10 protein-coding genes are annotated in these 14430 nt (G+C 39.9%); 4 read left to right on the plus strand and 6 right to left on the minus strand.

The annotated features are described in order from the left end of the window. Positions 1-40: 40 nt before the first annotated feature. Positions 41-745 carry a phosphoadenylyl-sulfate reductase gene (locus tag R9C00_06020; GenBank protein ID WPO36997.1) on the minus strand — a complete coding sequence of 235 codons (705 nt, stop codon included), beginning with the start codon at positions 743-745 and terminating at the stop codon, positions 41-43. 255 nt (positions 746-1000) lie between these two features. Here R9C00_06020 and R9C00_06025 point away from each other — a divergent pair, with 255 nt between their 5' ends. Together R9C00_06025 and bcp are read left to right on the plus strand one after the other, a co-directional pair. Beyond that, a complete protein-coding gene (locus R9C00_06025) occupies positions 1001-1357 on the plus strand; it encodes a hypothetical protein (protein WPO36998.1) in 357 nt (118 codons plus the stop codon). Between the two features lie 96 nt (positions 1358-1453). Then, on the plus strand, positions 1454-1906 hold the full coding sequence (bcp, locus tag R9C00_06030) for a thioredoxin-dependent thiol peroxidase (protein ID WPO36999.1): 453 nt from the start codon (positions 1454-1456) through the stop codon (positions 1904-1906). 224 nt (positions 1907-2130) lie between these two features. Here the strand turns inward: bcp and R9C00_06035 are convergent, their stop codons facing one another. The 5 genes from R9C00_06035 to R9C00_06055 all read right to left on the minus strand — a co-directional run bounded on the left by R9C00_06035 (position 2131) and on the right by R9C00_06055 (position 9700). Beyond that, positions 2131-3900, minus strand: coding sequence for a VWA domain-containing protein (locus R9C00_06035; GenBank protein ID WPO37000.1), 1770 nt, complete (start codon positions 3898-3900; stop codon positions 2131-2133). Positions 3901-4097: 197 nt separating this feature from the next. Continuing rightward, a complete protein-coding gene (locus R9C00_06040; GenBank protein ID WPO37001.1) occupies positions 4098-5027 on the minus strand; it encodes a sterol desaturase family protein in 930 nt (309 codons plus the stop codon). A gap of 321 nt (positions 5028-5348) precedes the next feature. Then, positions 5349-5555, minus strand: coding sequence for a hypothetical protein (locus R9C00_06045; protein ID WPO37002.1), 207 nt, complete (start codon positions 5553-5555; stop codon positions 5349-5351). Between the two features lie 231 nt (positions 5556-5786). Then, positions 5787-8210, minus strand: a complete 2424-nt coding sequence (locus tag R9C00_06050; protein ID WPO37003.1) for a thiamine pyrophosphate-dependent enzyme — start codon at positions 8208-8210, stop codon at positions 5787-5789. A 251-nt stretch (positions 8211-8461) separates the two neighbouring features. Continuing rightward, positions 8462-9700: an acyltransferase family protein gene (locus R9C00_06055; GenBank protein WPO37004.1), complete on the minus strand. Its 1239-nt coding sequence runs from the start codon at positions 9698-9700 to the stop codon at positions 8462-8464. A 321-nt stretch (positions 9701-10021) separates the two neighbouring features. Between R9C00_06055 and R9C00_06060 the strand changes: the two genes are divergently transcribed. Together R9C00_06060 and R9C00_06065 are read left to right on the plus strand one after the other, a co-directional pair. Then, positions 10022-10450: a DUF2141 domain-containing protein gene (locus tag R9C00_06060; protein ID WPO37005.1), complete on the plus strand. Its 429-nt coding sequence runs from the start codon at positions 10022-10024 to the stop codon at positions 10448-10450. A gap of 757 nt (positions 10451-11207) precedes the next feature. Next, positions 11208-14390 carry a SusC/RagA family TonB-linked outer membrane protein gene (locus tag R9C00_06065; protein ID WPO37006.1) on the plus strand — a complete coding sequence of 1061 codons (3183 nt, stop codon included), beginning with the start codon at positions 11208-11210 and terminating at the stop codon, positions 14388-14390. Positions 14391-14430: the final 40 nt, after the last annotated feature.

The raw sequence follows: 14430 nt of genomic DNA on the forward strand, positions 1-14430 counted from the left end.
CTCCTTAAAAAAGGAGGGGTGTCCGAAGGACGGGGAAGTTCTACTTCTTCTCGTGAAGGCCGCATTCTTTTTTGGATTTGTCTTCCCACCACCATCTGCCGGCGCGGAAGTCTTCTCCTTCTTTTACGGCACGGGTACAAGGCTCACAGCCAATGCTTGGGAAACCTCGGTCATGCAGTACGTTGAATGGTACATTTTCTTTTTTGATGAACGCTTTTGTATCCTCAAAGCTCCAATCGAAAATAGGGTGGAACTTGATAATTCCCCTACCTGCATCTAGCTCTACGTTGCTCATGTCTTCACGGTTAGCCGACTGATCGGCACGGATACCTGTGATCCAGCAACCAATGCCATCGAGAGCCCTGCCTAGTGGCTCAACTTTCCTCACACCGCAGCATTCTTTTCTGTTTTCTACAGAGCGGTAAAAACTATAAGGTCCTTTTTCGGTAAGTAAAGCTTCTACTGCATCACCTTTGGGCGCATAGCTATGGATAGGTTTTCCGTAGGAGTTCACCGTGTCTTCCCACGTACGGTAGGTCTCTTTGAACATCCTACCCGTGTCGAGTGTGAATACTTTTATGGGGATGTTGTTTGAAAAAATAAGGTGGGTGATGGCTTGGTCTTCCAAACCAAAACTGGTGGAGAAGGCAATTTTGCCTTCAAAGCGCTCTGCCAATTTCGTCAGAGCCTCTACAGAACTTAGACCAGCGGTCAATTCTTTAATTTCGGCAACTAGATTTTCCATGGGTTTAGTGTATTATGCCACTTAGGGCGCATTTTTATAATAGAGGGCGTTTCGTCCGTCTTTGCTGGTTAGTTGTGGTTATTTTGCCTTACATAATCGGGCTGCAAAACTAAGTTTTAGAGCTGGCAATGAAAAACCAAGGGGGGATTTTCCTGCTTAGCCCTCAATTATTCCTGTTCACTTGTTTTTTGTTCTTCCCAGCCATTTTTTAGCCTATCTATGTCTTGTCTGAAGAGCATTAAATCTTAGAAAATCATGAACACACAAAAGATAATTCCAGTTTCAATTTTCCAAATTATCATTGGTCTAGGATTAGCACTTTTGTTAGGGAATCTTAATTTTTTGATTGGTTTTACTGCCAATATAGGAATATATATAGGCTCATTTACAGGAGTTTGGCTTGCCGGCTTGTTGCTTTGGGCCACTAACAAAAAACTATCGATGGACGGAGCCATGATTGTGCTGCTCATTACTGTAGCCAGTGCCTCCGTAGGGATTTTATTGGCAAATGCCCTTTCGCTTGGAGTCTGGAATTTCGTCCTGCCTGTTATCAGTAGTGTACTAGGTTTTTACATTGGTTATTATGAATATGCTTTGCGCAGGCATGCTTAAAAGCGCCTTTATACTTTTAAAAGCTAAACTTTTGCCTCTTTTTTGAGTTTCTTTGCCAAGGTTTATTTTTTAATTAAACACACAATTACAAAAGAAATGGAATTAGCAATAGGAGACACAGCGCCAGCATTTGAGGGAGTTGACCAAAATGGAAATACGGTAAAACTGGAAGATTTTAAAGGTAAAAAAGTAATCCTCTATTTCTACCCAAAAGATAATACTCCGGGCTGTACGGCACAAGCCTGCAACCTGCGGGATAACTACAAAGAGCTTCAAGATAAGGGCTACGTAGTATTGGGCGTAAGTTCCGATTCTGAGAAATCGCACCAAAAGTTTATCGAAAAGCATGAATTGTCTTTCCCGCTTTTAGCAGATATCGAAAAGGAAATACACGAGCAGTTTGGCACCTGGGGCGAGAAGTCGATGTATGGAAGGAAATACATGGGCACGTTCCGAACCACCTTTGTGATAGACGAAGAAGGCAAGATAGAAAACATCTTCAAAAAGGTAAAAACCAAAGATCATACTGCCCAAATTTTGGGAGCGTAGGTTTGGCTATTGGTCTAGCTTAAGAGTATGTTTAAATTTTACCTGTTTCGCTTAAAAACTTAAATTTTAAACATACTCTAAAATGAATTCAGGTTTAGAATGTATTCTTCTCCAGGTAGCCACCACTGGCCTACTAAAAAAATAGCATGAAGCCAGGCTCCATGCTATTTACTATTTCAGTCTTTCGAAACGGTAACTTTGTCTCAGTACAAATCTTCTGATTCTTATTCCATAGAAGCTTCTACTTTTGATTTTGCCATCAATTTACACATTTCCACCATGCTGATGAACTCAGCGCGGTAGCCTTCATTATCGTCTCCTTTAGCACCTTTGGCAAGTTGCATCGCTAATTCGTAGGTTGCATCGCTTTTGAATTCCGATTCTCTCAACAGCATTCCGAAAGCGGCAACTGATGCGGAGAAGCGGAAGTTGTCACTTGTTTTGTTCAGAGCAGTTTTGCTGTTTTTAAGAGTTTGAGAAAGCAAGATGCTTTTTTCTCCATCTGGTTTTTTATAGCGGAGTTTTACGGTCAATACCTCACCTTTAGAAGCCGAGGAGGTTTTCTCTACTTTTTGGTATTTCAATTCGTCTACCGATTTGATGAAGCTGCTTTCAACTCCCACAGGGATGATTTCATACAAGGCGGTAACAGTATGGCCTGCGCCAAGTTCGCCAGCATCTTTGGTATCGTCGTTGAAGTCTTCGCTTTTTAGCATGCGGTTTTCATAGCCAATTAGGCGGTAAGCTTGTACCTCTGCAGGGTTAAATTCTACTTGGATTTTCACATCTTTGGCTATGGTGAAAAGAGTTGCTCTCATCTCTTTTACAAATACCTTGTTTGCTTCTTTGATATTGTCAATATAGAAGTAGTTTCCATTACCAGCATTGCTGATTTGTTCCATTCTTCCATCTTTATAGTTGCCCATCCCAAATCCGCAAATAGTGAGGTAAATGCCTGATTTTCTTTTCTCTTCTATCATTTTTACCAATTCTGAAGTAGAAGAAGTGCCAATGTTAAAGTCGCCATCAGTCGCCAAGATGATACGGTTGTTTCCATCTTCTATCAAGTTCTCCATCGCAATTTTGTAGGCAAGTTTTACCCCTTCGCCACCAGCAGTAGATCCACCCGCTTGGAGGTTGTCAAGAGCACGCATGATGGTGCTTTTTTCAGTAGCGGGAGTAGATGGCAATACACAGCCAGCAGCACCGGCATAAACTACTATGGCTACTTTGTCTTTGTCGCTCAACCCTTCGAGCAAAAGCTTGAAAGATGACCTTAGCAAAGGTAATTTGTTTGTGTCTTCCATTGAGCCAGAAACGTCGATTAAGAATACCAAGTTAGAAGGGGCAATATTCTCATAATCAAGATCTTTGCCTTGTAATCCTATGTGTACCAATTTATGCTTTTTGTTCCAAGGGGCTTGAGACATTTCCGTAGTTACGGAGAAAGGATGCTCGCCTTTAGGAGCTGGGTAGTCGTAATCAAAATAGTTGATAAACTCTTCTATACGAACAGCGCTTTTATAAGGCATTTGGCCATTGTCTATGAACCTGCGGGTATTGGTATACGAAGCATTGTCTACATCAATAGAAAAGGTAGAAAGAGGATTGTCAGATGGTGTTTGAAAGGCATTTTCTATGATTTGGTCATATTCTTCGGTATTGAAACTTTCACCTTCGCTTGCTATTTCATCTATCTCTATTTCTAAAGCTTCTACTATTGTTTCTTCTTCTACTTCCATATCCATGGCTAGCTCTTCAATAGCAGGTGCGTACACCTTTTCTTCAGACTTGAGCATCTTCCTCCTGCTTTGGTTGAGTTTTTTCTCTTTCATCGCTCGTTGCTCATAGGCAACGGTGGGTTGTGGTTTGCCTGTAGGGTGAACTTGGTCTGCTACCTCTTGTTTTCCCGTTTGGGCTTCTTTGGTACAAGAACTTACTGTGATTAAAAATAAGCCTAGAAAAAAGCTGAATTTGCTGAATGTCGATTTCATTTTATTTTGATTTTGTATGAATACTTTCTGTGTTTGAAATAGAGATGTGTGATTCATAAAAAATCCATAAAAATAAAACGAGGATTTTTTGATAAAATAGTTAAGTGATTGATTTGTAGTAATATAAATTTTTTTTATCAAAAAAAAGCCATCCCTTTTTGGGGGATGGCTATATATCTTAGTTGAAAATGCTTCTGTTATGCAAGTTGGGCCTCTGATTGCTTATCCATTTTTTCGAAAAGTTCGCGTTGGATTTGCCTAGCAGTTTTGGTAGACCCATCGGGACTCCAGCCTGGAGGGCCAAAAATGTACATAAATGAATGCTTTAAATTTTTAGACTTCTTTACATCCTTGGCTATTTCCTTGAACTCGTGAAAGGCTATCACAAAAGGATTGTAACTTTCTGGGGGGTGCAATACGCCAAATTTAGGTTCTATTTTTTCGTCGTATTGGTGGAAGGTTCCATATAATCTATCGAAGATATTGAGAAAACCTCCGTGGTTCTTATCTAAGTATTCGTAGTTGCATGAGTGGTGTACTTGGTGTTGGCGCGGAGTGTTCATGAATTTTTCCAAGAAACCCAAGTGGGGAACTGATTGGGTGTGAAGCTGGAACTGGTACACCGCTTGTATGCCCAAGCATGTCACAATCATAAGAGGCTCAAAGCCAATTACAGCCAGCCACATCCACGAAAGAGGCTTGTAGAAAAGCGTGAACCATCCGTTGCGAATCCCTGATCCGAAGTTGAAATATTCGGAAGAGTGGTGGACAACGTGTGCAGCCCATAAAACTCGTACTGTATGGCTCAACCTGTGATGCCAGTAATAGTTGTGGTCATCTAAAAATTGACAGATGATCCAAACATACCAAGCATAACCGAACGATTCGTAGCCAAACCAAGCCATACGAAGCGGCTTGAAAAGCTCGAAGGTTGCCCAAAATAGTGCAAATGTTGCAGCTTTGGTGAAAATTGCCAAAATAGCAGCACCACCTCCCATTGATATACTGGCAAACAAATCGTTCCAGTAATAGAGGTGTTTCTCGTGCTTTAGGCTAAGCACAATTTCTATTACAATAAAGGTTAGAAAAAAAGGTACTGCGTAGGTTAGTGGGTTGGTTACTTCCATTTGAAGCCAATTATTACTTTTAAAAGATTTTACTAATTAAATCATTGTATTGCTTCAAATATAAGGTAGGTCTTGAAGCATCCAAAGTTATAAGAAGGAAAACTCAAATTCCTACTAATAAGTTTAGGCTTTTTTGAGAAATTGCTAAAATAAACTTTTGGTTTGAGCCCGAAGAAAAGCCCTTTCTGGAGGAAATTGGGGTTGTTAGTTTTGGATTTTGCTGCGTATAAGTATTGTGAAGGTATATTCTAAGATGGGTAAAATACGAAGTCCAGCACGAGTTAACGTACTGGACTTACAAAGCATGATTGCTCGTGTTATTTATTTGTGGTTAAAAGCCTCTGATATTTTTTGCAGCATTTCTGTATTTTCCATCTTGGCACTATCGGTTGCCAACTGCTCATATTTCGCCATCACCGATTTTTCCTCTTTTTTGATTTTATGGTTGTTGATTGCGATACTTCCCGCACTCATGAGGTTGACTGTCAATAAAAATGCTCCAAATATTCGTAAACTTCTTTTTTTCATGGTAATAGCTGCATTTGTTATTTTTTGTACTACGAAGATGGGGAATGTCGCCTTCTTTTTAGAAAGAAAACCAGTGAGCAGGAATAATTTGGGGTTGAACAGGAACGTGGAAAGATGAGCTAATCCACCATGGAAAGTAGAGAGGGGATTGGTCTAGTTTTAAAGCAAAACAGCCCTGTGAATAAGTGTTTTGCTATCCATAGGGCTGTTTTTATTACTTTAGTTTCCCAGTTAATAAATAGCAGGGAATTTACTTGGATCAAGTTCATGCATAAGTGCATATACAGCATCAAATATATCTTCTACACTTGGCTTAGAGAAGTAATCGCCATCGCTAGAGTAGGCTGGGCGGTGATCTTTTGCCGAGATACAAACAGGTTGGGAATCGAGCCATTGATAAGCTTTTTGCTCATGCAATACCTTTTGCATCATATAACCCGTTCCTCCTCCCGAAACATCTTCATCGGCGAAAATGACCCTATTAGTCTTCTTAACTGATTCAAGTATGTTATGGTGAATATCGAAAGGCAATAAAGATTGGACATCAACCACTTCGCAATTAATACCAAGCTCGGCTAACTGAGCAGCTGCATCCATTACTATGCGGCACATAGAGCCATAGGTTACAATGGTAACATCTGATCCTTCCTTTATAACCTCAGGAACACCGAGAGGAACGGTAAACTCACTGATATTGGCAGGAAGTCTTTCTTTGAGACGGTAGCCGTTGAGGCATTCTATGATAAGTGCTGGGTCTTCTGCTTGGAGCAAGGTGTTGTAAAAACCAGCTGCTTGGGTCATGTTTCTGGGTACAAGCAGGTAAAGTCCTCTAAGGCAGTGGAGCAAAGTGCCTATGGGTGAGCCTGAATGCCAGATTCCTTCTAACCTATGCCCCCTAGTTCGGATGATAAGCGGTGCTGTTTGCCCCCCCTTGGTGCGGTATTGCAAGCAGGCTAGGTCGTCGGTCAGCGTAGCTATTGCATAAAAAATATAATCCAAATACTGGATTTCGGCAATTGGACGAAGACCTCTTAAGGCCGCACCTATGCCTTGCCCAATAATGGTGGTTTCTCTTATGCCCGTATCCATCACTCTTAGTTCTCCATACTTTTCTTGAAGCCCTGCAAAGCCTTGGTTTACATCGCCAATTTTACCGAGGTCTTCTCCAAAAGCAAGTACACGAGGGTCACGCTGCAACATGGCATCGAAACAGGCTTGCATCACTTCTCTTCCATCAACAGTAGGGCTGTCAGCCTCGTTGTAGACAGGTTTTATTTCTGGTACTTTGAGCGCCGAACTTTCATACTCGTTATATAGGAAAGAGCTAAATCTATCGTAGTTGGTTTCTTTTGATTTTTCCAGCCAATCGAGTAGTTTTTCCTTTACAGTTTTTGGTTCATTTCTCAGAACCCTCAGCGCTTTTTTTACAGCCCGCACATTATCAAGCCTAATTGGGTTGAGGGATTTTTCTAACTCTTTTTTAATCTCAGCAACTACATGGATATGGGCAGATTTGCTGGCTTTAGCTGCATCGGAAAGGAGCTGGAGGGTTTCAGTCTTTTCCTTTTTTAGGGAATTTAGGTATGCGTTCCAAGCGCTTTTTCTAGCTGCTTTTGCTTTAATTGCGGCGGCTTTTTCCAGCTCGTCGAGTTCTTCTGGTGTGGCTATTTCATTTTTGAGGATCCATTCCCTCATTTTCAAATTACAATCGTACTCTTTTTCCCAATCCAGCCTTTCTTTTGACTTGTAGCGCTCATGGCTACCCGAAGTAGAGTGCCCTTGTGGTTGGGTCATTTCCACCACGTGAACCATTACGGGCACATGTTCTTCCCTAGCTATTTCAGTTGCTTTTTCGTAAGCATCGAGCAAGGCAGGGTAGTTCCAGCCTTTTACCTTTATAATCTCCATTCCTTTTCCCTGGTCATCTCGCTGGAAGCCTTTGAGTATTTCAGATATATCGCCTTTGGCCATCTGGTACTCATTGGGAACGGAAATGCCATAGTTATCATCCCAAATAGAAATAACCATAGGCACTTGCAATACGCTGGCCGCATTGATGGTTTCAAAAAACATACCTTCGGCAGTTGAGGCATTGCCAATTGTCCCAAAAGCAATCTCGTTACCATTTTTGGAGAATTGTTTCAAATGATGAAGCTCGGTATTTTGGCGAAAAAGTTTTGAGGCAAAAGCTAGGCCAAGTAACCTGGGCATTTGACCAGCAGTAGGAGAGACGTCAGCAGAAGTATTTTTCTGATCGGTGAGGCTTTTCCACTTGCCGTTTTCATCTAAGCTTCTTGTGGCAAAATGGGCATTCATGCTCCTTCCGCCAGAAAATGGGTCGGCTTCTAAATCGGTATGGGCGTAGAGTTGGGCGAAGAATTGTTCTATGGTAGATTCACCGATGGCAAACATGAATGTTTGGTCGCGGTAGTACCCCGAGCGGAAGTCGCCGTTTTGGAAATAGCGGGCCATAGCAACTTGAGCCACCTCTTTTCCATCTCCAAAAATCCCAAATTTTGCCTTGCCCATAAAGACTTCTTTTCTGCCTACAAGGCTTGTTTGCCGACTTTCGCAAGCAATGCGGTAGTCGTTCAGAATGTCTTCTTTGGTAATTGAATGTGTTTGTTGGGTTATTGGTAATTCCTGCACAGCCATCTTGTTAATATGTTTTCGTTGTTGAGTCCACGGCAAGCAAATTTAATAAAAAAGGAGGATTTGGCAGCGGATTTCCTAACAAGGTATTTAATGGGGCAGTCTGCCTTGTGGGATAAGTTCTCTCCTTTTGTCCTTTGCGGTGTTGTCCAGTTGGTACTGGGAATGGTGTTGAACTATACCATTATATTAACCATATTTTGCTGAGAAGGGTTTGGGTGTGTGGGGAATTCTTAGGTAAAAGTGTATGGATTTTACGCTAGTTTATGTTGAGATGGGCTTTCACTATCTTTGGTATTATTTCTTGATTTTGGGTGGTATGAGATAGGGAACTCCTCTTTTGGGAATTTTCGTCCATTGAGAAATTGCCCAATAAAAGTACTACGTACAAAGCAGTGGTAACTCACCAAAGTAGAAAGTGCAGTTACGCTTACCACAATAATAAATTTTAGTACTGCTCCAATTTGGACATGTAAAAGGCTAAGGCTTAAGAGCGCGACAATAGGGTAGTGAATAAGGTAAATCCAATATGAAGCATCGGAAAAGTAACGCCCTGCCTTGCTGGGAGAAGATAAGTAGCGTTGGAACAGTCCGAGTATTCCCCAGAGCATATTCCAAGTAGCGATGGCGGCTGTAAGTTCTTGTACCAGAATGTAAGGGAAAGAGTTAGAGTCATGATAGGAAACAGCCAAGAAAATGAAAAAGGAAGTGGTACCAACAGCAACCTTATCCCAAGGAAAGCTAGTGAGTTGGTAAAGGGTCTTTTGGTTTTTATAAAGAACCCAGCCGAGCAAGAAGGTAGTGAAATAGTAGCTTGATGTTTTGAACGCCAAAGGAGCATCAACCAAAGCCCAAAAAATGTTGAGCCCCGTAGTTATGGCTATGGGAATTGCCATATGACCAGTAGTGTTTTCCGAAAAGAATAAAAATAGGTTGTTTAACTTCAACTGGGTTGAAGATGAGAAGAGCTTGCAATAAATGAGGTTGAGTGAAATAGCGGCTATGTAAAAGGCAATGAGGTAATACAAAAACCAAAGGTGGTATACCCTAGGTGGCCAGAGTAAGCTAAGCACCGACTCAGTGTCATTTGCTCCACTCGATTGTGGGTTTATAATGAGATGGAAAGAAATTCTTAAAATAGGGTAAGTGAGAGGTAAGAACACTGTGAAAGGTAAGGCTATACGGTTGAGCCTGTTCTTGACCATAAAAGAAAACCCTTTCCTTTTGAAGAGAAGCGCTCCAAAAAAGCCTGAAATAAGAAAGAAAAGTGGCATTCTGAACAAGGTTATCAATGATTTGATTATATCGAATAAGAAGAGGCTTTCTGGATCGTGCAAACCTTGAAACCCTTTCACAGGAGTGATCATATAAAAAGTAGCCGCATGAAGCACAATGCCCAGTTGCATCATTATAGCCCTAAGCGTATCAAGTTCATGGAATCTTTTCTGAGTAGAAGGCTCAAGGTTATTATTATTTTCTATAGTAGATTCCATCTTTATAAGGATGTTCTGAGTTTCATATGAGATGACTGATGGTTATCAAAAAAATTTCTTGTGCATCAAGTTAAAAAAGTAAATGACAGGTATGTCACTGGAGTGTGTATGGTAAATCTAAAACAGGGCTTTTCGAACTGCTAACTGTTAAATTTAATAAATGTGAAAGGGCGGGTTATTTATTCATTTGCCACCTATTTCTACGGGAAAAATATCAATGTATAAGTGGAATAGAGCTATCATATCGTTTTGTGTTTAATTAACACGTGTTTTTGTTAAACAAAATAATTAAATGTTGAGTTACACTCAAAAAAAAACTCAATGAAAACTCTTATTACAGTAATTCTCACAGTATGGGTAGCATTGCCCACTTTTGCCCAAGACAATCCTCAAATTATCAAAGTAGAGGTATTTGGTGTAGAAAAATCCAATGAGCTCATTTTCATGGCTTTATATGATAGGGATGAGGCTTTTTTGGAAGTTCCGTTACAAACCATGATAGCTAAAGTAGGAGAGGAAGGCAAAGCCGTGTGGGAGTTGGTGCTTCCTAAGGGTATGTATGCAATCAGTATTTTCCATGATAAGAATAATAATGGAATGCTTGATAAAAACATGCTTGGTATTCCCAAAGAAAAATTCGGTTTTTCTAAAAACCCTCCTTTAGTTTTTGGTCCTCCAAGTTTTAACGATTCTGCTTTCAATGTCCAAAATGGATTAGATACCGTGCAAATTAACCTAAGAGGTTTGTAGGCTGAGGTAGAATTGTATGGAATAGTAAAGTAGCCACTACAATGTTGATATTTTAATTGACCAGAATTGATCTCTGATCAACTATTTCTCTTTTTTTACTGAAAAGGCACATCATTTATTTTTTATTTTTTGTTTAGTTTTTAATGCGAATATGGACTTAGGAGAATTTTTTTTCAACAAACTTCTTCTCCGTATTTATACTTACAAATTGATTAGTATATTTTTTATAGTAGACATGAAATGTTATATTGGGTACACTAATGTCACTAAATAGTGATATTCATAAAAACTCAATATATTTTTGATTTTTATGCATAGAATTGTATTTTATTGGCTTATTTCTACAATCAATTGCATAATATCAAGTGCTTTTTTTTAAAAAAAATAATCGATGTTTGCTTATCTCATCTAATATCTTCATATTTGGGCAATCTTATTACCTAGTAATTAATACTTACTACCTACTTTAACACCATTAATAGTTATACTACCTTTTAATAATTATGAATTGAGTGATTTTTTGCCAAGCAATCCAATTATTATCTGATTTAACTAACTAAAATCACCCACTCTCACCTATCAAATCCTAGTGTTCGCATAAGCGAAAATAAGACTGACTAAAAGATATAATCAAGACCACGATTTAGTATTACTAATTAACTATAAAGAAATTTTCTTATCTGAGAGGGTAAGGGGATAAGGGGTTTTTACGACTCTTAACAACGTAAATCAATTATTTAAACTACAACAGTCACTTATGATGATCAAACGATTACTATTGTTGATGACACTTAGTGTCATTTGGCTGAGCGCTTCTGCACAAGAAAAGACCATTTCCGGAACGGTCATAGCAGAAACCGATCAATCTCCACTCCCGGGTGTTAACGTTTTAGTAAAGGGTACTTCAATTGGTACTATCACCGACATTGATGGTAAGTTTACCCTTGCAGTTCCTGGTACAGCATCTACGCTGGTTTTCTCTTATATTGGTTTTGAATCTCAAGAGGTTGAGTTGGGCTCTACTACATCTTTCAGCATTTCTTTGAAGGATGATGCTAAAGAGCTTACTGAAGTTGTTGTTACAGCTCTTGGTATTGAGAGAGACGAACGTTCTTTGGGTTACGCTGTTACAGAGGTAGGTGGCGAAGATTTGTCAACTGCTCGTGAATCGAACATTGTAAACTCTCTTTCTGGTAGAGTTGCTGGTGTTCAAGTAACAGGAACTCCTACTTTTGGTGGTTCTGCTAATATCAGGATCAGGGGTGTAAATTCTGTTACTCAAGGTAACGGTCCTCTTTTTGTTATCGATGGTACGCCAATCGACAACTCAAACAGAAACAGCTCAAGTACCCAAAGTGGTGCTGGTGGCTACGACTATGGTAACGCTGCGTCAGATATCAACCCAGATGACATCGAATCTATGTCTGTATTAAAGGGTGCGAGTGCAGCTGCTCTTTACGGTTCTCGTGCTGCTAATGGTGTGATTCTGATCACTACTAAAAGTGGTAAAAGTAGAAAAGGTATTGGAGTAAGTTTTAACGGAGGTGTTACTTTCAATCAAGTGTACAACTTGCCTGATTACCAAAATGAATATGGTGGAGGTTACAAGCAAGAATTTGACCTTTACGAAGGTGAGCCAGTAGTTAACTATGCGGCTGATGAAAGCTGGGGACCAAGAATGGATGGTCAAATGGTTCGCCAGTGGTATAGCTGGTATGAAGATGATCCTAACTATGGAAAACAAACTCCATTTGTAGCGCATCCTGATAACATTAAAGATTTCTACGAAACTGGCGTTACTCAAAACTACAACATCTCACTAGATGGAGGTAATGAAAAGAGTTCGTTCCGTATGTCTTATACTTACTTGGATCAAACAGGTACTATTCCAAACTCTTCTCAGAAAAGAAACAATGTTACATTTAGGGGAGATACTAAATTGACAGATAAATTGTCAGCAGGTATTTCTGCTACTTATGTACGTACCGATACATATGGTCGCCCAAGTACTGGTTATGGTGCTGGTGCTGGTAATGTAGTTACTAGCTTCAACCAATGGTTCCAACGTCAGATAGATATGGATCAACTTAAGAACTACAAAACTGCTGATGGTATTGACCGTACTTGGAACATCAAGTCTCCAACTGATTTGGATCCATTGTATTGGGAAAACCCTTATTGGGTATTGAATGAAAGTCCACAGCAAGATTACAGGGAAAGAGTATACGGTAATGCATATCTTGGATATGAAATCATCCCTAATCTTACTGTAAAAGGTATCTTCCGTACTGATTTCTACACTGACCGTAGAGAGGAAAGGGTTGCTCCAAATTCTATCCCATTGGAAATGTACTCTGAAAGTGTACGTAACGTAACAGAGAACAATTTTGAATTTTTGGCTCAGTATAGCAAAGATATCACTCCTGACTTCTCTCTTTCAGCTATGTTTGGTGCAAACCATAGAAATCAGATCTACTATAATAACTCAGCTAATACAGAAGGTGGGTTGAGTGTTCCAGGTTTCTATAACATAGAAGCTTCTATAGATAGACCATCTATCACTGACTACAGAAGTGAAAAAGTGGTTAACAGTATCTATGGTAGTGCAAACTTTGGATGGAGAGACCTTGTGTATGTAGATTTTACAGCTAGAAATGACTGGTCATCTACACTGCCTATCGATAAAAACTCTTATTTCTACCCATCTGTTAGTACTAGTTTCGTATTCTCAGAGCTTTTGCCATCTAACAATATTTTATCTTTCGGTAAAGCAAGAGTTTCATGGGCTAGGGTAGGTAATGATACAGATGCATATAACCTGTACAACGTTTATGGAACAGGTAATAACTACGGTAGTAATCCTGCTTTCTACTTACCAAACACGTTGAACAACGATCAATTGAAACCTGAGCAGACTGACTCATGGGAAGCTGGCTTGGACTTGCGCTTCTTTAACTCTAGGGTTAATCTTGATGCGACTTATTATAGCTCAGTATCGACTGATCAAATTCTCCAACTTGATGTGTCTAACACAAGTGGATACGGTGCTGCATGGGTTAATGCTGGTGAAATGACCAACAAAGGTGTGGAATTGATGTTGAACGTAGTGCCAATAGAAACTGCTAGTGGTTTCAGATGGGATGTTACATTCAACTATGCTAAAAACGTCAACCAAGTAGTTGAATTGGTAAAAGATCCTGAAACTGGTGAGGATATCTTGACAAACTACGTGATTGGCTCTTGGGGACCTTCAATCAATGCAACTGTAGGCGAGAGCTATGGTGTATGGAAGGCTGAGGACTTTGTATACCACGAAAATGGTATGCCAATAGTTGATGATGAAGGGTACTTTGAGTACGAGCCGAACCAACAATTTGATAGCTACTTGCCCGATTGGAGAGGTGGTATGTTGAATAGCTTCAGCTACAAAGGAATTCAATTAAGTGCATTGATAGATATGCAAAAAGGTGGAACCGTATATTCTGTATCTAACCGTTATGGGGATTACTCTGGAATGTTCACTTCTACTGTAGGAAACAATGATAAAGGAAACCCACAAAGGGATCCAGTTGATGAAGGTGGTGGAGTTCGTGCAAATGGTGTATTTGCAGATGGTACTCCTAACACTGAGTATTTATCGGCTCAGGCATACTGGAAATGGAACAGGAATATTAGAGGTGGTAACTATATCTATGATGCTAGTTTTGTGAAATTGAGAGAAATCAAAATAGGTTACTCTTTGCCTAGCTCTTTGACTAGCAAAACTCCATTTAAAGGTGTGACCGTATCTTTTGTAGGAAGAAACTTGGCTATCTTAAGCAAGAATGCTCCTAACATCGATCCAGAGTCTGCATATGGTTCAGGTAACATCCAAGGATTTGAGAATGGGCAACACCCAACTTCTCGTTCTATGGGCTTTAACTTGAACTTCAAGCTTTAAGATAACAAGGACTTATGGTAGCTAGGATTTTCCTAGTTAC

The organism is Flammeovirgaceae bacterium SG7u.111, from assembly GCA_034044135.1.
GTDB lineage: Bacteria > Bacteroidota > Bacteroidia > Cytophagales > Flammeovirgaceae.